This window comes from Modestobacter sp. SYSU DS0511 (genome assembly GCF_054050755.1).
This window is the reverse complement of record NZ_JBJGZY010000009.1, coordinates 26,984-51,183: the sequence shown is the minus strand read 5'-3', so window position 1 is coordinate 51,183 and position 24,200 is coordinate 26,984. Positions and strand designations below refer to the sequence as shown.

General features: G+C 75.2%; 24 protein-coding genes. 9 read left to right on the top strand and 15 right to left on the bottom strand.

Going from position 1 to position 24,200, the window contains the following annotated elements; all coding sequences use genetic code 11:
- Positions 1 to 9 precede the first annotated feature (9 nt).
- Positions 10 to 1,743 carry a copper resistance protein CopC gene (locus ACI783_RS06515; RefSeq protein WP_457139692.1) on the bottom strand — a complete coding sequence of 578 codons (1,734 nt, stop codon included), beginning with the start codon at positions 1,741 to 1,743 and terminating at the stop codon, positions 10 to 12.
- 171 nt (positions 1,744 to 1,914) lie between these two features.
- On the opposite strand from ACI783_RS06515, the gene ACI783_RS06510 reads away from it, so the two are divergent.
- The 5 genes from ACI783_RS06510 to ACI783_RS06490 all read left to right on the top strand — a co-directional run bounded on the left by ACI783_RS06510 (position 1,915) and on the right by ACI783_RS06490 (position 6,749).
- Positions 1,915 to 2,532 carry a DUF47 domain-containing protein gene (locus ACI783_RS06510; RefSeq protein WP_457139691.1) on the top strand — a complete coding sequence of 206 codons (618 nt, stop codon included), beginning with the start codon at positions 1,915 to 1,917 and terminating at the stop codon, positions 2,530 to 2,532.
- A gap of 7 nt (positions 2,533 to 2,539) precedes the next feature.
- Positions 2,540 to 3,541 carry an anion permease gene (locus ACI783_RS06505; protein WP_457139690.1) on the top strand — a complete coding sequence of 334 codons (1,002 nt, stop codon included), beginning with the start codon at positions 2,540 to 2,542 and terminating at the stop codon, positions 3,539 to 3,541.
- A gap of 203 nt (positions 3,542 to 3,744) precedes the next feature.
- Entirely contained in the window at positions 3,745 to 3,852 is a 108-nt protein-coding gene (locus tag ACI783_RS06500; protein WP_457139689.1) for a putative leader peptide, read from the top strand.
- 84 nt (positions 3,853 to 3,936) lie between these two features.
- Positions 3,937 to 4,926, top strand: a complete 990-nt coding sequence (locus ACI783_RS06495) for a sulfite exporter TauE/SafE family protein (protein WP_457081961.1) — start codon at positions 3,937 to 3,939, stop codon at positions 4,924 to 4,926.
- Between the two features lie 143 nt (positions 4,927 to 5,069).
- Complete coding sequence (locus ACI783_RS06490; protein ID WP_457139688.1) at positions 5,070 to 6,749, top strand: FAD-dependent oxidoreductase; 1,680 nt, start codon at positions 5,070 to 5,072, stop codon at positions 6,747 to 6,749.
- A 57-nt stretch (positions 6,750 to 6,806) separates the two neighbouring features.
- Here the strand turns inward: ACI783_RS06490 and ACI783_RS06485 are convergent, their stop codons facing one another.
- From ACI783_RS06485 to ACI783_RS06450, 8 genes are all read right to left on the bottom strand, one after another.
- Positions 6,807 to 7,784 (bottom strand): NAD-dependent epimerase/dehydratase family protein, encoded by a 978-nt coding sequence (locus ACI783_RS06485; RefSeq protein WP_457139687.1) that lies wholly within the window; start codon positions 7,782 to 7,784, stop codon positions 6,807 to 6,809.
- A gap of 73 nt (positions 7,785 to 7,857) precedes the next feature.
- Positions 7,858 to 8,340: a DUF5994 family protein gene (locus ACI783_RS06480; protein WP_457139686.1), complete on the bottom strand. Its 483-nt coding sequence runs from the start codon at positions 8,338 to 8,340 to the stop codon at positions 7,858 to 7,860.
- Positions 8,341 to 8,763: 423 nt separating this feature from the next.
- The gene (gene typA, locus ACI783_RS06475; RefSeq protein WP_457081950.1) at positions 8,764 to 10,653 is read right to left on the bottom strand and encodes a translational GTPase TypA; all 1,890 of its coding nucleotides are present in this window, start codon (positions 10,651 to 10,653) and stop codon (positions 8,764 to 8,766) included.
- Between the two features lie 150 nt (positions 10,654 to 10,803).
- The gene (locus ACI783_RS06470) at positions 10,804 to 11,148 is read right to left on the bottom strand and encodes a hypothetical protein (RefSeq protein WP_457139685.1); all 345 of its coding nucleotides are present in this window, start codon (positions 11,146 to 11,148) and stop codon (positions 10,804 to 10,806) included.
- A 26-nt stretch (positions 11,149 to 11,174) separates the two neighbouring features.
- Positions 11,175 to 12,461, bottom strand: a complete 1,287-nt coding sequence (locus ACI783_RS06465) for a DUF4232 domain-containing protein (protein ID WP_457139684.1) — start codon at positions 12,459 to 12,461, stop codon at positions 11,175 to 11,177.
- A 40-nt stretch (positions 12,462 to 12,501) separates the two neighbouring features.
- The gene (locus ACI783_RS06460; RefSeq protein WP_457139683.1) at positions 12,502 to 13,266 is read right to left on the bottom strand and encodes a DsbA family protein; all 765 of its coding nucleotides are present in this window, start codon (positions 13,264 to 13,266) and stop codon (positions 12,502 to 12,504) included.
- Complete coding sequence (locus ACI783_RS06455; RefSeq protein WP_457139682.1) at positions 13,256 to 13,744, bottom strand: MauE/DoxX family redox-associated membrane protein; 489 nt, start codon at positions 13,742 to 13,744, stop codon at positions 13,256 to 13,258. The genes ACI783_RS06460 and ACI783_RS06455 overlap by 11 nt, the downstream gene beginning before the upstream one ends.
- A gap of 262 nt (positions 13,745 to 14,006) precedes the next feature.
- On the bottom strand, positions 14,007 to 14,564 hold the full coding sequence (locus tag ACI783_RS06450) for a YceI family protein (protein ID WP_457139681.1): 558 nt from the start codon (positions 14,562 to 14,564) through the stop codon (positions 14,007 to 14,009).
- A gap of 89 nt (positions 14,565 to 14,653) precedes the next feature.
- Here ACI783_RS06450 and ACI783_RS06445 point away from each other — a divergent pair, with 89 nt between their 5' ends.
- Entirely contained in the window at positions 14,654 to 15,184 is a 531-nt protein-coding gene (locus tag ACI783_RS06445) for a MarR family winged helix-turn-helix transcriptional regulator (protein WP_457139680.1), read from the top strand.
- Positions 15,185 to 15,293: 109 nt separating this feature from the next.
- Entirely contained in the window at positions 15,294 to 16,166 is an 873-nt protein-coding gene (locus tag ACI783_RS06440) for a DUF559 domain-containing protein (protein ID WP_457139679.1), read from the top strand.
- Between the two features lie 65 nt (positions 16,167 to 16,231).
- Here the strand turns inward: ACI783_RS06440 and ACI783_RS06435 are convergent, their stop codons facing one another.
- From ACI783_RS06435 to ACI783_RS06425, 3 genes are all read right to left on the bottom strand, one after another.
- Positions 16,232 to 17,392 carry a glycerophosphodiester phosphodiesterase gene (locus ACI783_RS06435; protein WP_457139678.1) on the bottom strand — a complete coding sequence of 387 codons (1,161 nt, stop codon included), beginning with the start codon at positions 17,390 to 17,392 and terminating at the stop codon, positions 16,232 to 16,234.
- A gap of 183 nt (positions 17,393 to 17,575) precedes the next feature.
- Complete coding sequence (locus tag ACI783_RS06430; RefSeq protein WP_457139677.1) at positions 17,576 to 18,424, bottom strand: patatin-like phospholipase family protein; 849 nt, start codon at positions 18,422 to 18,424, stop codon at positions 17,576 to 17,578.
- Positions 18,421 to 20,517, bottom strand: coding sequence for an MMPL family transporter (locus ACI783_RS06425; protein WP_457139676.1), 2,097 nt, complete (start codon positions 20,515 to 20,517; stop codon positions 18,421 to 18,423). Before ACI783_RS06425 ends, ACI783_RS06430 begins: the two co-directional genes overlap by 4 nt.
- A 67-nt stretch (positions 20,518 to 20,584) precedes the next feature.
- On the opposite strand from ACI783_RS06425, the gene ACI783_RS06420 reads away from it, so the two are divergent.
- Both ACI783_RS06420 and ACI783_RS06415 read left to right on the top strand, forming a co-directional pair.
- Positions 20,585 to 21,115: a MarR family winged helix-turn-helix transcriptional regulator gene (locus ACI783_RS06420; RefSeq protein ID WP_457139675.1), complete on the top strand. Its 531-nt coding sequence runs from the start codon at positions 20,585 to 20,587 to the stop codon at positions 21,113 to 21,115.
- 60 nt (positions 21,116 to 21,175) lie between these two features.
- A complete protein-coding gene (locus tag ACI783_RS06415; protein ID WP_457139674.1) occupies positions 21,176 to 22,204 on the top strand; it encodes a potassium channel family protein in 1,029 nt (342 codons plus the stop codon).
- A gap of 11 nt (positions 22,205 to 22,215) precedes the next feature.
- Here the strand turns inward: ACI783_RS06415 and ACI783_RS06410 are convergent, their stop codons facing one another.
- From ACI783_RS06410 to ACI783_RS06400, 3 genes are all read right to left on the bottom strand, one after another.
- On the bottom strand, positions 22,216 to 22,392 hold the full coding sequence (locus ACI783_RS06410) for a DUF1059 domain-containing protein (RefSeq protein ID WP_457139673.1): 177 nt from the start codon (positions 22,390 to 22,392) through the stop codon (positions 22,216 to 22,218).
- Between the two features lie 99 nt (positions 22,393 to 22,491).
- Positions 22,492 to 22,674, bottom strand: coding sequence for a DUF1059 domain-containing protein (locus ACI783_RS06405; protein WP_457139672.1), 183 nt, complete (start codon positions 22,672 to 22,674; stop codon positions 22,492 to 22,494).
- A 259-nt stretch (positions 22,675 to 22,933) separates the two neighbouring features.
- Positions 22,934 to 23,965, bottom strand: a complete 1,032-nt coding sequence (locus tag ACI783_RS06400; RefSeq protein WP_457139671.1) for an EAL domain-containing protein — start codon at positions 23,963 to 23,965, stop codon at positions 22,934 to 22,936.
- Between the last annotated feature and the right edge of the window lie 235 nt (positions 23,966 to 24,200).

Below are 24,200 nucleotides of genomic sequence, written 5' to 3'. Positions count from 1 at the left end.
CAGGGTGGGTCAGCGCACCGGGAAGGTGGTGCTGGCGGTGACGGCGGTGAACTCGTCCAGCCGGACGGTGACCGTGAGGGTCCAGGTGCCGGCGGTGGGCAGGGTGGGGTCGCCCACGTAGTGGCCGGGTCCGGCGCCGGCGAGGTCGACGTCGATCGGGCCGATCTCCTGCTGCGGCTCGGTGAGCGTGACGCTGATCTGCCGCGGCTGGACCAACGTGCCGGCGTCGTCGAACAGGTAGACGTGCAGCGACGCGGGGCCGGGCGAGGCCGGGGCGAGGGTCACCTGCACCGTGCCGTCGGTGCCGCCGGCCGACTGCAGCGGCAGCGTCACCTCGACCGGATCGGCGACGGCGGCGCGCGCGGGTGGGGTGCCGACCAGCACCGCCGACACCGCGAGCACGACGGCCGCGCCGGCGAGCTCCACCAGCACCGAGCGCCGCAGCACCCCGAGGTGCTCGGCCGGTGACCCCCCGGCCGGGACACGGGACCGGCGGCGGTCCCCCAGCCGCTGCTGCACCCAGTCCCGGCTGACCAGCGCGGCGACCAGCACCCCGACCACCAGCGCGAGCTTGGCCACCAGCAGCCACCCGTAGGCGGTGCCGACCAGCGCGGACGGCGAACCGACCTCGCGCACCGACTGCAGCACGCCGGTGACCACCAGCGCGCCGATCAGCCCCGCGGCCAGCCGCGACCACCGGGGCAGGGCGAGCGCGAGCTCCCCCACCCGGTCCGCGGCGTCCTCGCGCCGGCGCAGACCCCCGGCGAACAGCGCGGTCAGCCCACCCAGCCAGCCGGCCATCGCCGCCGCGTGCACCGCCGCCACCGGCACGGCCAGCCCCGGCAGCGGGCCGGCCACCGGGTGCCCGACGGCGGCCACCGCCACCACCAGCGCCGCGGCGAGCACCCCGGCGCCGACCAGCAGCCCCGGCGCCGGCGGCCGGCCAGCGCGCCAGCCGGTGGCGAGCAGCGCGGCCAGCGCGGCCGCCAGCGGCAGGCGGGCGAGCAGGGTCAGGCCGTGGGCGGAGCCGAGGGTGGCGCCCACCAGGTCGGGGTCGAGCAGCGAGCCGGGACCGAGGCCGGCCGCGTACGGCCCCTGCAGCAGGAACCCGAGCAGCGCACCGGCGGCGACGGCGCCCAGGCCCCCCAGGGTCAGCCGGCGCAGCAGCGGCACCGCCCAGCCACCGGGCCAGCAGACCGCGAGCGCCAGCGGGACGCCGAGGCCCAGCGCCAGCCCGAGGTAGCCCAGCCAGCGGGCCGCCGGCAGCGCGGTGGCGACGACGGGGTGGACGTCGGCGTCGTCGGCCGCGGCGGAGACCGGCAGCAGCTCGCCGTTCCCGACCACGAAGGAGAAGGCCCCCGAGACCGGGTGGGAGTCGGCGGAGACCACCCGGTAGGTGACCAGGTAGCCACCGTCGGGCAGGTCGTCGCGCAGCGGCACGGTGACCGTGCCGTCGCGGGCCTCGGCCGCGCCGGTGTCGACCCGCTCGCCGTCGGCGCCCAGGGCCCGGGCGTAGCCGGCGCCCAGCGACACCGGCTCGTCGAACTCGAGCGTCACCTCGTCCGGGACGTCGTCCAGCCGCGCACCGTCGGCGGGGGTGGTGGTGACGAGCGTGGCGTGCGCCGCGGCCGGCGGCGCGGTGAGCACGTCGAGCCCGAGCCCGGCGGCGAGCAGCCCCGCCAGCAGCAGGAGGGCGGGGACGACGCGGTACGTGCGGGTCCTCCCGCGGCCGGCGTGCTGCACGGGTGGTCAGTCGCCCGGCGGCAGCCACCGGTTCCCGCTGTGGCGAAGAGCACCCAGGGTCACCCGATGGACGGAGGGTGAACTCCCGGTGAACGGTGCGGACCTATGCTGCCTGGGGCCCCGCCCCATCGGGCAGCGCGGCCACCGATCCCCTCGTCCCCGGAGCACCGCGTGGCCTTCCGCCTCACCCCCCGCGACTCGAGCTTCTACGGCATGTTCACCGCGGCGGCCGAGAACCTGGTCACCGCCACCGACGTGCTCGACGAGTTCGTGCACGAGCACGCCCGCCGCGAGGAGCTGGCGCAGCGGCTGCGGGACCTCGAGCACGCCGGCGACCAGGCCACCCACGCGATCTTCCGGCAGGTCAACTCCAGCTTCGTCACCCCGTTCGACCGGGAGGACATCATCGACCTGGCCAGCGACCTGGACGACGTGATGGACGCGATCGAGGCCGCGGCCGACCTGGTGGTGCTCACCAACCTCGGCACCCTGCCCGCGGAGATGGGCCAGCAGGTGGCGCTGCTGCAGCGCTGCGCCCAGGTGACCGCCGAGTCGATGCCCCGGCTGCGCTCGATGCGGGACCTCGCCGACTACTGGATCGAGGTCAACCGGCTGGAGAACGAGGCCGACAAGCTGTACCGCCGGCTGCTGTCCCGGCTCTACTCCGGGGAGTTCGACGCGCTGGAGATCCTCAAGCTCAAGGAGGTCGCCGACGAGCTGGAGGAGGCCGCCGACGCCTTCGAGCACGTGGCCAACGTGGTCGAGACCATCGCGGTCAAGGAGTCCTGACCAGCGCATGGAGCCGCTCTTCCTGGCGCTCGCGGTCATCGTCGTCGTCGCGCTGGCCTTCGACTACACCAACGGCTTCCACGACGCGGCCAACGCCATCGCCGTCGCCGTCTCCACCAGGGCACTCACCCCGCGGGCAGCGCTCCCCCTCGCCGCGGTGATGAACCTGGTCGGCGCGCTGCTCTCCACGAAGGTGGCGGAGACCGTGGGCGCCGGCATCATCGAGGCCCCCACCGGGGGCGAGGGCCTGCAACTGGTCTTCGCCGCGCTGCTCGGGGCGATCGTGTGGAACCTGATCACCTGGTACCTCGGGTTGCCCTCCTCCTCCTCGCACGCGTTGATCGGCGGCCTGATCGGCGCCACGCTGGCGGCCGCCCACTCGGTGCAGTGGACCGGCGTGCTCGAGGACGTCGTCGTCCCCATGGTGGTGTCACCGCTGGTCGGGTTCGGCGTGGGCTACCTGGTCATGCTGGCGATCCTGTGGGCCTTCCGCGGCGTCAACGCGCACCGCGCGCACCGCGGCTTCCGCCACGCGCAGGTGGCCAGCTCCGCAGCCATGGCGCTGGGCCACGGCATGCAGGACGCGCAGAAGACGATGGGGATCATCACCCTCGCGCTGGTCACCGCCGGGGAGATCGACACCTTCGAGGTGCCGCTGTGGGTGGTCTTCGCCGCGGCCATCACGATCAGCGCCGGCACCTACGCCGGAGGCTTCCGGATCATGCGCACCCTCGGGCGGCGGATCATCCAGCTCACCCCGGCCGGCGGCTTCGCCGCGCAGACCGTCGCCTCCAGCATCATGGTCACCACCGCGACCGTCTTCGCCGTCCCGGTGTCGACGACGCACGTCACCACCACCTCGATCATGGGTGTGGGCGCCACCCGCCGGTTCTCCGCGGTGCGCTGGGGGGTGGCCGGCAGCATCGTCGTCGCCTGGGTGGTGACGCTGCCGGCCGCGGCCGGGGTCGCCGCGCTGGCCTACGTGGTCACCCACGCCGTCGTCGGCTAGGAAGGGCCGCCGACCTCGTCCCCCGGCACGCCCGAGAGGCCTTCAGCACCGGCTTCGCCGTGGCCGTGGTGGTGTGCGCGGGCCTCGTGCTCGCCGGCTCGGCCATCGCCCGCCGACCATCCGGGACGACGTCCCGCGCAGCTGATCCCACTGCGTGGGAGACCGTTGCGCGCAATCTGCACCAAAGTGGTAGGAATGTCCCCGTGACGACGACGGCCCTGGTCCCGGCTGCCCTCCCGGGCGAGCTGCTGGTGAGCCGTCTGCACGTCGACCTGCTCCGGGTCGCCACCGCCACCTGTCCGGGCGGCTGATCCCGCGCCGCTCGCGGCGCCCCTCGTTCAGCCTGCCCGACGCGCTCCGCCGCGCCCGGCGCCACGATCCCGGAGCACCCCCACGTGAAGACCCTGATCCTGCTCGCCCTGGCCGGCCTCGGCGCGCAGCTCGTCGACGGCAGCCTCGGCATGGGCTACGGCGTCACCTCGACGACCCTGCTCCTGGCCATCGGCACCAACCCCGCCGCGGCATCGGCCACCGTGCACCTCGCCGAGATCGGCACGAACCTCGCCTCGGGCCTGTCGCACTGGAAGTTCGGCAACGTCGACTGGAAAGTCGTCGCCAAGATCGGCGTCCCCGGGGCGGTCGGCGCGTTCGCCGGCGCCACCGTGCTGTCGAACGTCTCCACCGCGATCGCCGGCCCGGCGATGTCGCTGATCCTGCTCGGGCTGGGCATCTACCTGCTGGTCCGGTTCACCCTCCGCGGCATCGACACGAGCCGGCTGGGCAAGCCGATGCGGGCACGCTTCCTCGCCCCGCTCGGCCTGACGGCCGGCTTCATCGACGCGACCGGCGGCGGTGGCTGGGGTCCGGTGAGCACCCCGGCCATCCTGGCCAGCGGGCGGCTGGAGCCGCGCAAGACCATCGGCTCGATCGACACCTCCGAGTTCCTGGTCTCCCTCGCCGCCAGCCTCGGCTTCCTCTTCGCCCTCGGCAGCCAGGGCATCAACCTGTTCTGGGTGCTCGGCCTGCTCGCCGGCGGTCTCGTCGCCGCGCCGCTGGCCGCCTGGCTGGTGCGCTACGTCCCGCCGCGGCTGCTGGGCGCCGGCGTGGGCGGGATGATCGTGGCGACCAACGTCCGGAGCCTGCTCACCAGCGACTGGGTCGACGCCGCCGACCCGGTTCGCTACGCCGTGTACACCGTGGTCTACCTGACCTGGGCCGCCGCGGTCGTGTGGTCCGTCCGCGAGTACCGCAGGGACCGCGCCCAGGAGTCGGCCGACGCGCTGGCCGCCGAGGCCGAGGAGCTCGCCCGCGCCGCGCGGGAGCCGAACACCACCGAGCCGCAGGCGGGCGTCCGCGCCGGCCGCCCCAGCGCTCCCCGCGAGTAGCCACACCCGCCGGGGGTGATCAGGCCACTCCCGGCCCCGATTTGCTGGACCGGCAAGGAAGTTTGTCATCCAGGCTGCGGCGCTCGCATCCTCGCCCCCGACGGCGGCCGAACCCCGGCCGCCCGGGGACGAGGAGCGCGACCATGGGCGAGCGGTACGACGTGGTGGTGGTCGGCGGCGGTGCCGCCGGGTTGAGCGGGGCACTGGCACTGGGCCGGGCACGCCGGTCGGTGCTGGTGGTGGACGGCGGGGAGCCGCGCAACGCCCCGGCGGCCGAGATGCACAACTACCTGGGCCGGGACGGCACCCCGCCCGGCGACCTGCTCGCGGCCGGCCGCGCCGAGGTCGCCGGCTACGGCGGCGAGGTGGTGTCCGGCGAGGTCGTCTCGGCCGCCCGGGACGACGACGGGTTCACCGTCGCACTCGCCGACGGCCGGACCGTGGCCGCCCGGCGGCTGCTGGTGACCACCGGCCTGGTCGACGAGCTGCCCGCCGTGCCCGGACTGCGTGCGCGGTGGGGCCACGGCGTGCTGCACTGCCCGTACTGCCACGGCTGGGAGGTGCGCGACCAGGCGATCGGCATCCTGGCGACCGGCCCGATGGCGGTGCACCAGGCGCTGATGTGGCGGCAGTGGAGCCAGGACGTGACGCTCTTCCTGCACACCGCGCCGGAGCCCTCCGACGAGGAGTGGGAGCAGCTGGCCGCCCGCGGCGTCTCGGTCGTCGTCGGCGAGGTCGCCGCCGTCGAGTCCGACGGCGACCGGCTGTCCGGCGTCCGGCTGGCCTCCGGGCGGGTGGTGCCCCGCGACGCCCTGGTCGTCGCCCCCCGGTTCACCGCCCGCTCCGCCGTCCTGCAGTCCCTCGGCCTGCCGGTGCAGCCGGTGGAGGCCATGGGTCAGGTGGTGGGCCACGCCGTCCCGGCGACGCCGGTGGGCACGACCGACGTCCCCGGGGTGTGGGTGGCCGGCAACGTCACCGACCTGATGACGCAGGTCATCGGGGCGGCCGCTGCCGGGCTGAAGGCCGGCGCCGGCATCAACGGCGAACTGAGCGCGGAGGAGACCCGGCGGGCCGTCGCGGCACGCCGGGCGGCACCCTTCTCCGCGGCGACGGAGCGGGAGCAGCGCGACCAGGTGCTCGGCGACCGCCGCACGGGATCTGAGGAGCAGACGGTGCACGAGCACACCCAGCAGCACGAGCACGAGCACGTCCCCGGCGGGAGCGGTCACGACCACGCCTCCTGGGAGGAGCGGTACCGCGAGTCCCCGGCGCTGTGGAGCGGCCGGGTCAACCCGACACTGGTGACCGAGGCCGCCAGCCTGCCCCCGGCGCGGGCGCTGGACGTCGGGTGTGGCGAGGGCGGCGACGTCCTGTGGCTCGCCGGCCGCGGCTGGCGGGTGACCGGCCTGGACTGGTCGGCAGTGGCCCTCGCCCGCGCCGCCGAGCACGCGGCGGCCGCCGGGGTGAGCGACCGGGTGGAGTGGGTGCAGGGGTCGTTCGAGGACTGGCACCCGCCGGTCGCGGCCTTCGACCTGGTCACCGCGCACTTCCTGCACCCGACGGCGGAGCAGCGGGAGGTCCTGCTGCCGCGGCTGATGGCCGCGGTCGCCCCCGAAGGCACCCTCCTCTGGGTCGGTCACGCCCACCACGCGGAGGCCGCTGCCCGCTGGGGCGCGGACCGGTTCGCCGCCGCCACCGAGGTCGCCGCCGTCCTGGACCCGCACGTCTGGGAGGTGCAGGTCGCCGAGGCGCGACCGCGGCCGGCCGGCGACGACGGTCACCACCACGCCGATGAGATCGTGCGGGCCCGCCGGCGGGGGTGAGCCCCCGGAGCAGGGTGGCGCCGCGGGCGCACGCGGCGCCACCCCTCCCGGCGCGGGTCACCCCACCGCGGTGAGCAGCGCCTGCTCCAGGGCGGGGGGCAGCCCCGGCAACGACCGCCCGGCCGGGGGTCCGGGGCGCGGCGCAACCTGCATCCACGCCCAGGTGTCGGCGACCGAGTCGCGGACGGGGCGGGACGGCAGGCCGAGCGCACGGGCCCGGGTGGTGTCGACGTCCCAGGCGGTCACCGCGACGTCGGCCGGCAGCCACAGCGGGAGGTGCTGCCACGGCTGCACGCCGGCCGCCGTCAGCTCGGTCTCGGCCACCGGCACCCACTCGACGTCGCCGCCGGTGACCTCGCGGCACGTCTCCAGCAGGTCACCGAAGGTGGTCATCCCCACCGGGCCGGTGGCGTTGACGGCCCCGCCGGGGGGCCGCTCGGCCATCTCCACCAGCCACCCGGCCAGGTCACGGGCGTCGACCAGCGCGATCGGCTGGTCCAGGTGCTCGGGGACGACGACACGTCCGCCGGTCGCGATCCGGTCCAACCACCAGCCCAGCCGGTGGAGCGGGTCGTGCGGGCCCACCAGCAGGCCGGCACGAGCGGTCAGGAACCGCCGTCCCAGCGCCGCGCCCAGCACCCGCTCGGCGTGCGCCTTCACCGGCCCGTAGTCGTCGTCGGCCGTCTCCCAGGTCGGCTCGTCCTCGTCCCGCACGGGCCCGGGAGGCCAGTTGCGGTAGGCGTTGAGGCTGCTGACGAAGGCGTAGCCGGAGACGCCGGCCAGCGCCGCAGCGGCGTGGCCGGCAGCGGCCCGGCTCTGGCACGAGGTGTCGACGACGAGCTCGGGTGCCCAGCCGTCCAGCGCTGCGGGCAGCGCGTCGGGGTCGTCCCGATCGCCGCGCAGCGCCAGCACGCCGTCCGGTGGCGCGCCGGAGACGCCGCGGGTCATCGTGGCCACCTCGTGCCCACGGGCGAGCGCGGCGGTGACCACGTGCCGGCCGAGGAAGTGCGTGCCGCCGAGCACCAGGAGTCGCATGCGCTGACCCCATCGCACCCGCGAGGCCGCCGTCGAGCCGGTTCGCTCGCGGCGTAGCCCCCGGGCGCAGGGGTCAGCCGGCGCGGACGCTGGTGAGCGGGACGACCTCCGGGCTCGGCCGGGAGCCGGCAGCGGCCAGCACCCGCTGGGCGTTGCCGGTGCTCTCCTTCAGCCCGGCCAGCCGCAGCGCCCGCACACCGGTGAGCGCGTCGGCCTCCGGCGGGACGACCAGCAGGTCCAGCCGCCGGTCGTCCTCGACGGTGAGCGAGACCAGCTGCGGGTCCATGCTGGTGAAGGCCCCGGTGCGCACGATCCGGCCGGCCACCGCGATCCGGCGGTCGACCGGCTGCCACACCGTGGACGGGTAGGTGAACCGTTCGACCCGCACGCCCAGCCCGGCCAGGGCCGCCACCAGCTCGGGCAGCTCGGCCGCGAGGTCGCGGCTGCGCGGCCACCACGCGCCGTCGACCGCGACGTCCGCACGGGCCCCCTCCCGCCGCAGGCGCACCCGCACGTCGATCCCGTTCCGGAAGCCCACTGCCCGCTGCACCGTCATCGGTTCTCCGACCACCTTCCGCACAGTTCCCCCAGACGCCGTCCGGCCTTCCCCTGCCGGACGCACGTCTCCCGAGCGGAAAGTAGGCCGACGCGCGCGACACCCCGACGCGGTACGGGCATCGTCGCGCAACGTGTCCGGGCGCCTCGGCCGGTCATCACGCTGCGTTCATGAATGGCAACTGTGACCACAGGAGCCCCACCCGCCCTGTCGCTGATCATCGGCATGTGGCGCCCCGACACGCCGCACGGTGCGACCACCCGCCGATGATCGACAACGGGAGGGTGGCTGAGGACGGGCGGGCCGGGAACGACGGACGCCGCCGTCCCCGGGTGGGGACGACGGCGTCGATCAGTCAGGCCCCGTCCAGGGCACCGCCCTGAGCGTGCGAGGGGTGGGGAGGACGGGGTCCTTCGACCTTCGTCAGGGCTTGGGCTTCCGGTTCCGGGACCGGCCGCGGATCGTCTGGTCGAGCTCGACCTTGCGCACCCGCACGGCGCCCGGGGTGACCTCGACGCACTCGTCCTCGGCACAGAACTCCAGCGCCTGCTCCAGGTTCAGCAGCTTCGGCGGGATCAGCCGCTCCAGCTCCTCGGAGGTGGACTTGCGCATGTTGGTGAGCTTCTTCTCCTTGGTGATGTTCACGTCCATGTCGTCCGGACGGGAGTTCTCACCGACGATCATGCCCTCGTAGACCTCGGTGCCGGGCTCGACCATCATCTGGCCGCGCTCCTGCAGGGAGAACATCGAGTAGGTCGTCGCCACACCGCTGCGGTCGGCGACCAGCGAGCCGGTCGGGCGGGCGCGCATGTCGCCCAGCCACGGCTCGTAGCCCTCGAGGTTGTGGTTCAGCACGCCGGTGCCGCGGGTCTCGGTGAGGAACTCGGTGCGGAACCCGATCAGGCCGCGCGAGGGGACGATGTACTCCATCCGCGCCCAGCCGGTGTCGTGGTGCACCAGGTTCTCCAGGCGCCCACGACGGACGGCCAGCGCCTGGGTGAGCGTGCCGACGTACTCGCCGGGGGTGTCGATGGTGACCCGCTCGACCGGCTCGTGCAGCTTGCCGTCGATCTCCTTGGTGACCACCTGCGGACGGCCGACGGTGAGCTCGAACTCCTCGCGGCGCAGCTGCTCGACGAGGATGGCCAGCGCCAGCTCGCCGCGGCCCTGCATCTCCCAGGTGTCGGGGCGCTCGGTGGGCAGCATGCGCACCGAGACGTTGCCGACGAGCTCCTGGTCGAGCCGGTTCTTGATCAGCCGGGCGGTCAGCTTCTTGCCCGACTTGCCCGACAGCGGCGAGGTGTTGATCCCGATGGTGATCGAGATCGACGGCTCGTCGACGGTGAGCGGCGGCAGCGGGCGCGGGTCGTTCGGGTCGGCGAGGGTGTCGCCGATCATGATGTCCTCGATGCCGGCGATGGCGACCAGGTCGCCGGGGCCGGCGCTGTCGGCCGGGGTGCGGGTCAGGCCCTCGGTGACCAGCAGCTCGGTGATCTTGACGCGCTGGATGGTGCCGTCGACCTTGCACCAGGCCACCTGCTGGCCCCGCTTCATCTCACCGGAGTGGATGCGCAGCAGCGCCAGCCGGCCCAGGAACGGGGAGGCGTCGAGGTTGGTGACCTGCGCGCGCAGCGGCTCCTCGGCGTCGTACTCCGGCGCCGGGATGGTGTCCAGCAGCGTCGTGACCAGGGGCGCGAGGTCCGGGCTGTCCGGCACGGTGCCGTTCTCCGGGCGGTTCAGCGACGCCTGGCCGGTGCGGCCGTTGCAGTAGACGATCGGGAACTCGAGCGCGTCGGCGTCCATCCCGGCGTCCTCGAGCAGCTCGAGGAACAGCTCGTAGCACTCGTCGACGACCTCTTCGATGCGCGCGTCGGAGCGGTCGGTCTTGTTCACCGCGAGGATGACCGGCATCCCCTTGCCCAGCGCCTTGCGGAGCACGAAGCGGGTCTGCGGCAGCGGGCCCTCGGAGGCGTCGACGAGCAGGACGACGCCGTCGACCATGGACAGGCCGCGCTCGACCTCACCGCCGAAGTCGGCGTGGCCGGGGGTGTCGACGATGTTGACGACGACGGGGTTGCCGTCGGAGTCGGCCAGCCGGATGGCGGTGTTCTTGGCGAGGATGGTGATCCCGCGCTCGCGCTCCAGGTCCATGGAGTCCATGACCCGGTCCTGGGTCGAGTCGTTGTCCGTCCCCTCGCCCTTGGCACGGCCCAGGGCACCCGCCTGCCGGAGCAGGGCGTCGACGAGGGTCGTCTTGCCGTGGTCGACGTGGGCGACGATCGCCACGTTGCGCAGGTCGTTGCGGGTGGGCATGCGGAGAGGCACCTCGGGGGATCGCGTGGGGGTCCGCGCGCAACCGCGCGCACCAGTCATAACGGCCCAGGCGGCCGAGACCTTCCCATGCTAAGGGACGACGGGCCCCCTCCGACCGGCTGTGACCGGTCCCGCACTCGGACGGGCGGCTCAGACAGGGGACGGCGCGCGGTCGGCGAGGACCCAGGACAGCGCGGCGACCGCCACGGTGACCAGCCCGACCGCCAGCCACGCCGGCCAGCCGACGCCGAGGGCGAGCACGTGGGCGAGCACGAAGGCAGCCACGTACGCGACGGCCAGGCCCGCAGCGACCGCGAGCCCGCGGCGGCGGCACCAGAGCCAGGCGGCGCCCAGCCCACCCGCGGCGAAGACGAGCCCGCCCAGCGCCCGCACCCCGGTGCCCTGCGCGACCCCGAAGCCGGCGGCCAGTCCCACCGCGGCGAGGACGGCGGACGGGAAGCGGGTCTGCACGCGGGCGAGGGTGGAGGTCGACATGTCCACCAGTCTCCCCCGCCGCCGGGTCAGCGCTCCGGCGCCCACGGTGCGATGCCCCACGCGCCGCCGTCGGCGATGTCGAACGGCGCCGATCCGCCGTGCCCGGTCAGCCGCGCCTCGACCAGCGTGGTGGACGCGTCCAGCGCGACGGTGACCGCCTGCGGCGTCTCCTGGTCGGCCCAGCCGCCGTAGCTGCGCCAGGTGAGCAGCGCGAACGCCGCCCCGCCCGGGGCGACCCCGACCCGCTGGACCTCGGCGGGTCCCCCGTCCGGGGTCTGCCCCGGTCCGACCTGCAGGGCCAGGGGCTCCCCGTCCTGCAGCAGGACGACGACCGGGACGCCCTCCAGCCAGCAGGGCGAGGACCCGGTGTTGGTGGCCACCAGCGCAGCCGCGCGGGCGCCCATGGCGGCGTCGAAGCCGCCGACGGAGAAGGACAGGTCCTGCTGCGCGCACGGCACGTCGGTCACCACCGGCTCGGGAGTCGGCGTCGGCGTCGGCGTCGGTATGGGTGTCGGTGTGGGTGTCGGCGTCGGTGTCGGTGCGGCGTACGGCTCGTCGGGCGGGGCCGGGTAGGCCACCGGGCTCTCCGCCGGCCCGGGGGTCAGGACCCCGACCAGCAGCAGCACCCCGCCGGCGAGCACGGCGACACCCCCGGCCACCGACGGCCAGGCCGGGCGCTGCCCGAGCCACTGCAGCGACCGGTGGCCCAGCACGGCGACCGCGACCACCACGGCGTCGACCACCGGGAGCACCTCCAGCCCCGGCCCCTCGAGCGCCGCCCAGGTGAGCGCCACGGCGCCGAGGCCCGCCCCGCTCGCCGTGAGCGCGGCGAGCCACGCCCGCCCCGGGGTGGCGGCGGCCGGATCCCCGAACCGCCCCACCCACAGCACCGCGGCCGACTGCGCCAGCCAGGCCGCCGCGAGGGCGACGGCGAGGCCGTGCGGGCCCCAGAACGCCGCGAACAGCAGCGGGAACCCGGCGAGCAGAGCCGCTCCGAAGACGACCACCCCGGCGGTCAGGGCGTGCACCGGCGCGGGGAAGGACCGCGCGTCCTGCTGCGCATGCCGGGCCGGCAGGACCCAGGCGAGCAGCACAGCGGCGACGACCAGCACCGCCAGACCGCCTCCGACCGGCCACCACAGGCGCTGCAGCGCCGCCTCGACGTCGGCGGCCGTGCACTCCCCCGCCAGCTCGCAGGGCGGGCCGGACTCCCGCCACTGCGGCGTGTACCGGCCCGCGCGCATCGCGCCGGCGGCGGCCAGCAGCCCACCGAACGCGCCGACGGCGAGGACGGCGTCGCGGGCGCGGGTCACCGCCGCAGCATCCCCCACCCGGACCCGGCAGCCGGGGAGGTCAGCCCTGGGCGGCGGCCTGCACGGCGGCGGTGATCCCGTCGGGGCTCAGGTCACCGTTGTCCAGCGGCTCGCCGTCGACGAGGACGGTCGGGGTGCTGGTGACCTCGTCCCGACTGGCCCGGTCGGTGGCCGCGGCGACCCAGCCGGCGTAGCGCCGCTCCCGGATGCCGGCTGCCACGTCGTCCCCGGTGACGCCGGCCTGCGCGGCGTGGGCGATGAGCTGGTCGTCGGTCAGGCCCGGACCGCCCTCCTCGGGCTGGTTCGCGAACAGCAGTTCGTAGAACGCCCGGTAGGCGTCCGCGCCGCCCTCGTCCAGCACGACGGCGGCCGCGTTGAGCGCCCGGCTGGAGTACTCGGTGGTCGAGGCGCGGTCGAGGAAGGCCATCCCGTGGTGGCGCAGGCGCACCGTGCCGTCGTCGACGAGCTGCTCGAGCGTGGCCCCGCTGCTGGCCTCCAGCTGCGCGCACGCCGGGCACTGGAAGTCCTCGTAGAGGTCCAGGGCCACCGGGGCGTCGGCCGCGCCGACGGCGACGGTGTACCCGTCCCCGGTGGTGCCGCTGGGCCCGGCGGCGTCGGCGGAGGTCCGGGAGGACTGGACGACGAAAACGACGACGACGAGGGCCACCACCAGCACCGCCGCGGCCACCGCCCCGCCGATCACCGTGCGCCGGCGCCGCTCGGCGGCCTCCCGGGCCGCGGCCTCGGCGGCCCGCTTCTGCGCGATCCGCTGCCGGGCAGCTGCCCGCTTGTCCTCACCGGACACCGGTGGTCTCCGTCCTGTCGGGGGGTGGCGCGCCGAGGGCGAGCCGCGAGCGCGGCCACCACGCCAGCGCGAGGGCGACGAGCAGCAGGCCGGTGTCCCGCGCGATCTCGCCGGGGTAGGCCGTCTGGCCGGCCGCGACCTCGCCGCCGAAGCAGCCGCAGTCGATCTGCAGGCCGCGGGCCCACGCGGCGGCGATCGCGGCGATGAAGACGGCCATCAGCACCGCCGCGGCGATCGCCGCGGTGCGCACGAGGACACCGGCCAGCAGGGCCAGGCCGGCGGCGATCTCCAGCACCGGCAGGCCGAAGACCACCGGGCTCACCAGCGCCTCGGGCAGCACCCGGTAGCCGCGCACGGCCCGCTCGGCGGCGGCCGGGTCGGGCAGCTTCAGCACGCCGGCGACCACCAGGACGACGCCGAGCAGCAGCCGCGCCACCGTCGCCAGCCACGGCCGGGCCGCGGCGATCCTCTCCTGCACGCCCCCACTGTCGTCCCGGTGACCTGCGGGGTTCCCGGCGGCTCGCTGTGAGTCCACCCGGACGGGGTCGGAAACGACGAAGGTCCCGGGCAGCGCCCGGGACCTTCGAACGTGACGTGACCGTCGAGCGCCAAGCACCCGGCGGCCGCCCCCTCTGCAGGGTCCCGCGCCGAGCTTGCGAGTGGCGGGGGAAAGGCCTTCCTCCAGGGGCCCGCCGCGAGCTCGCGAGTGGTGGGGGAGGAGGAAGGTCCTTCGACCTTCGTCAGGCGGTGCGGAGCACGCCCTCGATCTCCAGCTCGACGTCGATCTTGTCGCCGACGACGACGCCGCCGCCGTCCATCGGCATGTCGATGTCGACGCCGAACTCCTTGCGGGAGATGGAGGTCTTGCCGGAGAAGCCGGCGCGGGTGCCGCCGTAGGCGTCGGGGCCGAAGCCGTTGAGCTCCAGGTCCAGGGTGACCGGCTTGGTGATGCCCTTGATGGTGAGGTCGCCCTCGACGACCCAGTCCTCGCCCTTGTTGCGCACGCCGGTGGAGCGGAACTCCATCACGGTGTGGTTGCCGACGTCGAAGAAGTCGGCCGACTTGATGTGGGCGTCGCGCTGCTCCTGCCGGGTGTCGATCGAGTCCATGTCGATGGTGGCGGTGACCGACGACTGCGACGGGTCCTCGGCGGTGACGATCACGCCGGAGAACTCGCGGAAGTAGCCGCGGACCTTGCTGACCATCATGTGGCGGACGGCGAAGCCGACGGTCGAGTGGGACGGGTCGATGTCCCACGTGCCGACGACGTAACCGGGGATCTGGGTGGTGCTGGCCATGATGACCCTCCAACTGGTTGAGCGCTTGACTGTCTCGTCGGGCGCCAGCGTAGTTGAGAGCTTGAGTATTCCGCCAGTACCCTGAGGGGGTGAGCACCGACGTGTCCCCCGAGCGCCCGCCGGCCACGGAGAGCGCCCCGACCGGCGTCCCCGACCGGCCCCGGGCCGCGACGCGCTGGCTCGACGCGGACGAGCAGCGCGCCTGGCGGGCCTACATGTACAGCTGGATGATCCTCGACGACCTGCTGGACCGCGAGCTCACCCGGGAGACCGGCATCTCGCACGCCTACTACGAGATCCTGGTGCAGCTGTCGGAGACCGAGAGCCGGCAGCTGCGGATGAGCGAGCTGGCCCAGCGCTGCCTGTCCTCCCGCAGCCGGCTCTCGCACGCGGTCTCCCGGCTGGAGGAGCGTGGCTGGGTTCGCCGGCAGGTCTGTGCCGAGGACGGTCGCGGCCAGCTCGCCGTCCTCACCGACGAGGGCTTCGCCGCCCTCGAGGCCGCCGCGCCGGTGCACGTCGAGGGCGTGCGCAGCCACTTGTTCGACCAGCTCAGCCCGGCACAGATCGCCGCGATGCAGGACATCGGCGAGACGCTGCTGCGCCACCTGCACGACCAGTGACCGAGTGACAGCTCAGCGGGTTCTCCCGACGCGGGAAGCCCGCTGAGCTGTCACTCAACGGCTGTGGACGACGCCCGCCCGACCTGTCCCGGTGCGGCAGGGTGCAGCGGTGCCCCGCCCGACCCGCCGTCCCGAACGGCTCCGTGGCCGCGTCTTCCGCGGCACGACCGCCGTCCGCGACGGCCTGCTGAGCCGGGACGACCTGCGCAGCGGCGCCTGGGTGCGGCTCTTCCCGGACGTCTACGCCGACGCCGCCCTCGAGATCACCCACCGGGTGCGCGCGCGTGCGGTGGGCCGCCTGCTGCTCCCCCACGGCGTCGTCTCCGGGATGAGCGCCGCGGTGCTCTGGGGGCTGGCCGACCTCGCCGGCGCCGAGGACGACGTGGAGGTGACCGTCGCACCGGGGGCACCCCGCGGCGCCGCCCCGGGGGTGACGGTGCATCGGCGCGTGCTCTGCCGAGAGCAGGTGCGCCCCGTCGAAGGGGTCCGCGCGACCGCCCCCGAGACGACGGCGCTGGAGCTCGCCGGACGACTCCCCCTGGACGACGGCGTCGTCCTGCTGGACCGGTTCGTGGCGGCGCGGACCACCACGCTGGCCACGCTGCAGCTCACGGCCGCCGAGCTGACCGGCCGCGGCTGCCGCCGGGCCCGGACGGCGTGCGCCCTCGCCGACGGGCTGGCCGCCTCACCCCAGGAGACCCGGCTGCGCCTGCTGCTCCAGCGGTCCCCGCTGCCGTCCCCGGTGGCCCAGTACGTGGTCCGGCGCGACGGGACGTTCCTGGCGCGCGTCGACTTCGCCTGGCCGGAGCACCGCGTGGCCCTGGAGTACGAGGGCGCGTGGCACACCACCCGCATCGCCGCGGACCGGCGGCGCATCGAGGCACTCCAGGCGGCCGGCTGGCGGGTGCTCTTCGTGACCGCCGCCGACCTCCACTCCCCCGCCGAGCTGCTGGCGAGGATCGCCGCCGCACTCACCGAGTGACAGCTCAGTGGGCTTCCCGGGCCGGGGACGCCCACTGAGCTGCCACTCGCCGAGCGCAGGGTGCGTCAGGCGGCGGGAGCCGCGGCCGGGTCCGCGCCGAGGAACAGGTCGCGGGTGAGCACGCCCGTGTCGGGGTTGTCGGTGAACAGCCCGTCGACCCCGGCCGCCCAGAAGCGCAGCTGCTCCTCGATCGCCCGGCCGTAGGCCGCCGGGTCGGTGCCCTCGTCGAGGTCGGCGGGCAGGAACGCGTTCTCGTTGCGGAACGTGTAGGGGTGCACCAGCAGGTCGACCGCGTGGGCGTCCGCCACAAAGGACGTCGGCTCGCCCAGCGTGCCGTCGGCGCGCAGCGGGATGACCTGGGCCTTCTCCGGGCCCACCCCGTCGGCGTACCGGGCGATGGCGGCCAGTCCGGCTGCGGTGGAGAGGTCGGCGTAGGTCCGCGGGTCACCGGCGGCGACCAGGTCCGCCGGGGCACCGCTGGCTGACAGCAGCTGGACCAGCGGCACCCGCACCCGGGCCGCGCGCAGCTCCCGGAGGTTGGCCGTCTCGAACGACTGCAGGAACACCGGGGCGTGCCGGCGGTTCAGACGGGCCTCCCGCAGGTCGGCCAGCAGCGGCTCCTCCAGCGAGAGGCCCACCCCGTCGAAGTAGGTCGGGTGCTTGGTCTCGATGTAGACGCCGATCTCCCGGCGCAGCTCGCGGCTGAGGTCGGCCCGCAGTTCGAGGAACTCGTCCAGGGTCGGCACGGCGAACAGCCCGTCGTAGAGGGTGTTCTCCTCCCGCACCTCCGGCAGCCGCTCGACGGCCCGCAGCGTCTTCAGCTCGGCCAGCGTGAAGTCCTCGGTGAACCAGCCGGTCAGCTCGACGCCGTCCACCGTCTTCGTGGTGCGCCGGTCGGCGAACTCCGGGTGGTCGGCCACGTCGGTGGTGCCGGAGATCTCGTTCTCGTGCCGGCAGACCAGCACGGCGTCGGCGGTGCTCACCACGTCGCACTCGATGTAGTCCGCCCCCGTCCGGGCGGCCAGCTCGTAGGAGGCGAGGGTGTGCTCCGGCCGGTAGCCGGAGGCACCCCGGTGACCGATGACCAGCAGGTCCTCGGCGGCGTCGGCACCGGGGTGGGCGCCGCGCGGTGGGGTGGCCCAGGAAGCCGGGGCGACCACCAGGGACAGCAGGACGGCGAGCACGGCGGTCAGCGCAGCGGCGGACAGCCGGGACGTACGGCTCATCGGGACCCCTCCGGGCTCGGACGGCGACCCTCGCCGGCGGCCCGCCCACCCAGCACAGTGCGACCTCAGCCGTCGCACAGGCAGGGCTCCACGAACAACGGGTGAACCGGCGGCCGCGGACGGCGCGTCCCCCGGCGGGTCGCCGGGGGGACCCACCGGGCCGACGCCCGGACGGACGTGGCGTCAGCCCCAGGCCTCGGCGACCTCCGCGGCGACCGCGGCGGCCTGGGCACGGCCGGCCCGGGCGGACGCCGGCCGGGCGGCCTGGTCGAGCACGTTCTTCCCGATCGCCGCCCGGCTGCCCTCGTCCGGCGAGACGACGGCGACCCGGCTGACCATCCCGGTCACCTGCGCGTCCACCCCCGCGATCGGCCCTCTCCCCCGCGGGATCGGGGCCACCACGACCACCCGGTCGCAGCCGGTGGCCAGGTCGGCGTTGGCCGCCGACCGCATCCCGCCGTCGACGTAACGCCGCCCGTCGATGGTCACCGGCGGGTACACCCCAGGGACGGCGCAACTGGCCGCCACCGCCGCGAGCAGCTCCACGCCCGACCCACGGGTGAAGGTGCGGAACTCCCCGCTCTCCGCGTCGACCGCGGTGAGCAGCAGCGGCCGGTCCGGCCACTCCGTCCCGGGCAGCCGGGCGGCGATCATCCCCCGCCAGTCCGCCTCCGAGGGGGTGGCCCCGCCGTCGGCCGCGGCCACGGCCAGCGCCCCCACCCGGCGGCGGAACGCGGCGTCGTCCCGGCGGGCCAGGAGCATCGCCAGCCCGTAGCGGGCCAGCGTGCGCCGGCCCAGCCGGGCCGTCCGCCCCGGCCGCGGCGGGGCGACCTCCCGCTCGAACAGCTCGGCGAGCGGCACGCCGCTGCGCACCTGGGTGCCGACGACCGACCCGGCGGAGGTGCCGACCACCAGGTCGGCGCCGGACAGGTCGATGCCGGCGTCGGCGAGCCCGGTGAGCACCCCCGTCGCCCAGGCGATGCCGGTGATCCCGCCGCCACCGAGGACCAGGGCCCTGCGCTGCTCGCTCACCCGGCCATCCTGGCCCGCCGCCACCTCCCCCGCAGCGGCCACCACCAGTTCACCTCGCCGAACGCGGCCACCAGCGCCGGGGTGAGCACGCCGCGGACCACGGTCGCGTCGAGCAGGATGCCCAGCGCCAGGGTGGTGGCGAAGATCTGCACGTCGACCACCGGCACGGTCGACAGCGCGATGAAGGCGAGGAAGAGGATCAGCGCCGCCGAGGTCACCAGCCGCCCGGTGTGGGCCACCCCGCGCACGGTCGCCTCGTCGGTGCCCAGGCCCGCCTCGTGGCCCTCCCGGATGCGGGACAGGATGAACACCTCGTAGTCCATCGACAGGCCGAACAGGAACGAGAACGCCGCGACCGGCACCCAGAAGGTGAGCGTGCCGGTGGCGCTGGCGCCGAACAGCAGCTCGGTGAGGTGGCCCTCCTGCCAGATCCAGACGGTCATCCCGTAGGCGGCGGCGATCGAGACGGCGTTGAGCAGCAACGCCTTGACCGGCAGCCAGACCGAGCGCAGCGCGGGAGCGAGCAGCGCGAGGGTCACCCCCACGACGAGCAGCAGCACCCACCAGGCGTTGCCGTACACGGCGTCGACCGAGTCGGCGTCGCCGGCCGCGGTCCCGCCGACCCGGGCGCCCGGCAGGTCGTCGGCGGCCGCGCGCACCGCGGTGAGCGAGTCCCGGCCGGCCGCGGACGACGGGTCGGCGGCCAGCACCACGTCGACCAGCCCGGACCCAGCCCCGCCCTGCACCCAGGGGTCACCCGGCGGCGCCAGCACCTCGGCCACCCCCGGGACGTCGGCCAGGGCGGCGACGGCCGCGTCCCGGTCGTCGGTGAGCACCTCGACCGGGCGCGCGAGCCCCGCCGACATCCCGGCGTCGGTGACCTGGCGGAACGCGGTCGCGGCCGGGCTCGACCCGCCCGCGGTCGCACCGACCTCGGGCGAGCCCAGCCGGATGCCCAGGACGGGGAGGGCCAGCACCACCAGCAGGGCGGTCGCGAGCACCGCCGAGACCCAGCGGTGGCGCACCACGACGCTGCCTACGCGGTGCCAGAGCCGGCTCTCCGCCGCCGGTGGCCGGCGGCGCGGCCACTCCAGCCGGCGGCCGACGGAGGCCAGCACGGCCGGCAGCAGGGTCAGCGCGACCAGCACGCTGACCAGCGGGATGAACAGGCCGCCGAAACCGACCGCGCGCAGGAACGGCAGCGGCAGCACCACCAGGGCCAGCAGCGAGATGGCCACGGTGACGCCGCTGAACACCACGGCGCGGCCGGCGGTGCGCATCGCGGTGCGGATCGCCTCGTCGTCGCCCGCGCCGGCCGCCCGCTCCTCCCGCCAGCGGAAGACGACCAGCAGCGAGTAGTCGATGGCCACGCCCAGCCCGATCAGGCCGACCAGGTACTGCACGATGAAGCTGACGTCGGTGAGCGTGGTCAGCCCGAGCACCAGCAGGAACGTCGTGGTGATCGCGACCGCGGCCATCAGCAGCGGCACCAGGGCCAGCAGCGACCCGAAGACCAGGGCGAGCACGACCATGGCACCGCCCGCGCCCAGCGCGATCTCCACGACGATCGGTCGCTGGTCCCCGCCGCCCTCGGCCAGCACGTCACGGCCGGTGACCACCGGCTCGGCGCCGGCCACGGTCACCCCCTGCAGGCTGCCCTCCAGCTGCGGGAGGGCAGCGGCGTAGGGCGCCGGCCCGTCGACCACCGGGGGCCAGACCAGCGCCACCGCCGTCCGGCCGTCCTCGCCGATCAGCCCGTCGGCGCCGGGGCCGCCGTCCAGCGGGGTGGCCACCCGCCAGCCGGGCTGCTCCAGGCGGCCGTAGAGCTCGGCCAGCTCGTCGGGGGCGTCGGTGACCCGGGCCCCCTCGGGTGCGGTGACGACGACCAGCAGTGGATCGGTGCCGCCGCCGTTGCCGAACCGCTGCTGGATGTCGACGTTCGTCTCGTAGGCCGGCTGGCCCGGGGTGGAGAAGTCGAAGCCCAGCCGGTCGATGGTGCGCGGGGCGAGCACCCCGCCGACGACGGCCACCGCCAGCCAGCCCAGCACCACCAGGCGTCTGTGCCGCAGCACCCAGTCGGTCAGTCGACCCACGCGTCTCCCCCTCCCGGACGACCATCAGTCGACTGATGGTCAGGGGCACAACCTACGGTCTCCCTCCATGGAGCACCCATCGGACGGAGGCGGTCCGCCTCCACGGGTCCCCGGCTGGGTCGCCCAGGACCCCGGCGGCATCCCCGCCTACGCGCTGGCCCGCGCAGGCGCGGCGGTCAGCGGCCTGTTCGCGGCGCAGCTGGCCCGGGTCGGGCTGCGGACGCACACCTTCTTCGTCCTGGTGCACCTGGCCCGGGACCGGGTGCTCACCTCCGCCGAGCTGGCGCGCCGGCTCCAGCTGACCCCGCAGAGCATGAGCGCGCTGCTGCGCAGCCTGGCCGACGCCGGCTGGATCGAGCGGCAGGAGGAGGTGCGCCGGGGGCAGCGCATCGACGTGCGGCTCACCGACGCCGGGCACGCGGCGCTGGCCGCCGCCGGCCCGCTGCTCGCGGAGCTGGGACGACCGGAGGCGCTGGGCCTGACCGAGGCAGAGGCGGCCACCCTGCACGGGCTGCTCCAGCGGGTGCTCGACCACGTCGCCCAGGGCCCCGGCGTCGGCCCGGCCGCGCCGCAACCCGACACCGCCGACCCGGGGTGACCACGGTGGAGGGCTCCCGGTCGCTATCGTCCCCCCGGTGACCAGGAAGGTGCCGGCTCCGTGCTGAACCACGGCGACCACACCGGCGTCCAGCTCGCGCACGTCGAGGCGTCCCCGGCCCGGCAGGTGTGGCGGCGGGTGCTCATCGCCGCCGTCGTGCTCATGCTCACCGTGCTGATCGTCTACCTGCACCGGGACAGCTACCAGGACAGCCAGGGCGGCGAGATCAGCTTCCTGGACGCCACGTACTACGCCACCGTGAGCCTCTCCACCACCGGGTACGGCGACATCACCCCGGTCACGCCAGGCGCACGCCTGGTCAACATCCTGCTGATCACGCCCTTGCGGATCATGTTCCTGATCGTGCTCATCGGGACCACCCTGGAGGCGCTCACCGCGCGCTCCCGGGAGGAGTTCCGACTTCGACGCTGGAGGTCCCGCGTGCGCCAGCACGTCGTCGTCTGCGGTTACGGCACCAAGGGCCGCAGCGCCATCCGCGCGCTCCTGACCACCGGGACCGACGCCGAGCACATCGTGGTGGTCGACACCGACCCGCGGATGATCGAGGAGGCGACGGAGGCCGGCCTGACCGGGATCCTCGGCGACGCCGGGCGCACCGAGGTGCTGCGCCGGTCAGCGGTGGAGAAGGCCCGGGCGGTCATCGTGGCCGCGCACCGGGACGACGCCTCGGTGCTGATCACGCTCACGGTGCGGCAGCTGAACCCCACGGTGCCGATCACCGCGAGCGTCCGCGAGGAGGAGAACGCCAGCCTGCTGCGCCAGTCCGGCGCCGACACGGTGATCACCACCGCGGCGACCTCGGGCCGGCTGCTGGGCCTGTCCACCGACCAGCCCCGGGTGGTGGCGGCGGTCGAGGACCTGCTCACCGCCGGCCGCGGGCTGGACCTGCAGCAGCGCACGGTCACCCACTCCGAGGTGGGGCTGAGCCCCCGTCAGCTGCGCGACGTGGTGCTGTCGATCACCCGGGGCGGGCGCACCCTGCGCTTCGACGACCCGCTCATCGGCACGCTGCAGAGCGAGGACGTCCTCGTCGTCGTCAAGGCGCACCGGGGCCCCGAGGGCAGCTGAGCCGGCCGGCCTCAGACGTCGCGGATCGCGCGCCCCACGACGACGTCGACCCCGGGCATGTCCGCGTCCCCCTTGCCGTGGCCGTGCTCGGCGTGCACGCGCCCGTGCAGCAGCAGCTCCTCCGCCGTCGGGGCGCGGAAGCTGGCTCCGCAGCCGGGGACGACGTCGGCGCAGTCGAACTCCTTCACCGGGTTCCTCCGTGATCTCTGGGCCGCAGCCGTGCGGCACCGGGTGTCGCGGCGGACGTCGACCGTCGACGCGCCGCCCGTGCTCGGGGAGCCGCAGGCTCAGCCGACGTCGCGGATCAGGCCACGGACGGCGGCCTCGATCTCCGGGGTGTAGGCCTCCCCCACGATGCCGTGGTGCACGGCGGCGTGGACCCGGCCGAGGGCGACGATCTCGTCGGCCGTGGCAGCGCGGAAGCTGCCACCGCAACCGGGCACCATGTCGGAGCAGTCGAACTGCTTCACCGGGGACCTCCGGAGTTCTGCCGCTGCGCGGCGGGGGGACGACTCACCGTGCTGCGTCGGCGGCCAGGACCCCGCCCTTGAGCTCGGCCAGCCGCAACGTCATCCGTTCGGGGCGGACCAGGCCGAGCAGCCGGCCCCCGTCCCCGACGCACACCACCGGGTCGAACCGGCGCGGGGCGACCCGGTCATCGCCCGGGTCGCGACCTCGACCAGCTGGGCCTCCGGCCGCACGCGCAGGCTGATCGGCACGACCTGCAGCTCACCCGGGGCGTCGCCGGCCCGCGTCGCCGGCCGGACCAGGTGCGTGGGGCAGCCCAGCGAGTCGACGGTCACCAGCACGTCCAGGCCGGCGTCGGCGGCGAACCGTGCCCGGGCCTCGGCGAGGTCGACCGCCAGCTCCCCCGCGGGGTCGCCGGCCAGGTCGCCGACGGCCACCGAGGGCACCGTCTCGACCAGAGAGCCGATCGTGTCGGCCTGGTGCACCCGCCCGGCCATCGTTCCGCAGCAGCTCCGCGACCCCCGGGTCCACCTGCGACCAGCCGGGGGCGGGCCGGGCCAGCAGGTAGCCCTGGGCCAGCGGCACCCCGAGCCGCACGAACGCGGCCAGCTCCTCGGGCCGTTCGATCCCCTCCACCAGCAGCCACGCGTCCAGCCGCCCGGCGTAGGTGCCCAGCAGCTCGGCCAGCGCGAGCTTGGCCTCGTCGCGGTCGGCGTGGTCGACCAGCGCGCGGTCCAGCTTGACGAACTGGGGGCGCAGCAGCGCGAGCTGCTGCAGCCCGGAGTAGCCCGAGCCGGCGTCGTCGAGCGCGATCGCCGCTCCGGCCACGCGCAGCCGGGACAGCAGCGCGGTGAGGCGCTGGTGGTCGCCGACGGGCACGTGCTCGGTGAGCTCCAGCACCAGCCGACCGAGGTCGGGGGCGGACAGCAGCCCGTCGGCGACCTCCGGCTCGGTGAGCAGGTGGGGGCTCACGTTCACCGACAGGAAGCAGCCCTCCGGCAGGTCCTCGCGGGCGCGGAGGGCGGCGGCGACGACCCGGCCCTCCAGGCGCGCCCCGAGCCCCAGCTCGTCGGCCATGGCGAACCACCGGTCCGGGCCGATCCCGGGGGCGGCGGGGAAGCGGGACAGCGCCTCGTAGCCGGCGACGACGCCTCGGCGCAGGTCCACGATCGGCTGGAACACGAGCGCCGGCTGGGCCGGGTCGGCGAGCACCGCCGCCAGCGCGGCGGCCCAGCCCCCGTCCGGAGCCGCGCCTGCGCGCACGTCCGGGACGCTGCTGGTCACTGCCGTCACCGGCCACCTTCCCTGGTCGCGGCGCGGGCCCGTCCGCCGGTGCAGCCAGCCTGCCCGAGCCCGCGCCGGTACCGGGAGCGGTGGCGGAGCCGGGTCACCCGGGCGGGGCACACCGGGGCCGCGACGTCCTGGGGGCGGGCATCTGGCGATCGCCTCGTGCGTGCTGCTGCTCCGGCAGCAAGAGGCGCGCACCTGACTGCTGGCCGGGGTGCTCCTGGTGGCCGGGGTGCTCGTG

Excerpts from the sequence above, each read along its gene's own strand:
- ACI783_RS06485 (WP_457139687.1), bottom strand. The coding sequence starts at position 7,784 with ATGCGACTCCTGGTGCTCGGCGGCACGCACTTCCTCGGCCGGCACGTG.
- ACI783_RS06490 (WP_457139688.1), top strand. The coding sequence starts at position 5,070 with ATGGGCGAGCGGTACGACGTGGTGGTGGTCGGCGGCGGTGCCGCCGGG.
- ACI783_RS06505 (WP_457139690.1), top strand. The coding sequence starts at position 2,540 with ATGGAGCCGCTCTTCCTGGCGCTCGCGGTCATCGTCGTCGTCGCGCTG.
- ACI783_RS06435 (WP_457139678.1), bottom strand. The coding sequence starts at position 17,392 with ATGAGCCGTACGTCCCGGCTGTCCGCCGCTGCGCTGACCGCCGTGCTC.
- ACI783_RS06420 (WP_457139675.1), top strand. The coding sequence starts at position 20,585 with ATGGAGCACCCATCGGACGGAGGCGGTCCGCCTCCACGGGTCCCCGGC.
- typA (WP_457081950.1), bottom strand. The coding sequence starts at position 10,653 with ATGCCCACCCGCAACGACCTGCGCAACGTGGCGATCGTCGCCCACGTC.
- ACI783_RS06470 (WP_457139685.1), bottom strand. The coding sequence starts at position 11,148 with ATGTCGACCTCCACCCTCGCCCGCGTGCAGACCCGCTTCCCGTCCGCC.
- ACI783_RS06450 (WP_457139681.1), bottom strand. The coding sequence starts at position 14,564 with ATGGCCAGCACCACCCAGATCCCCGGTTACGTCGTCGGCACGTGGGAC.
- ACI783_RS06480 (WP_457139686.1), bottom strand. The coding sequence starts at position 8,340 with ATGACGGTGCAGCGGGCAGTGGGCTTCCGGAACGGGATCGACGTGCGG.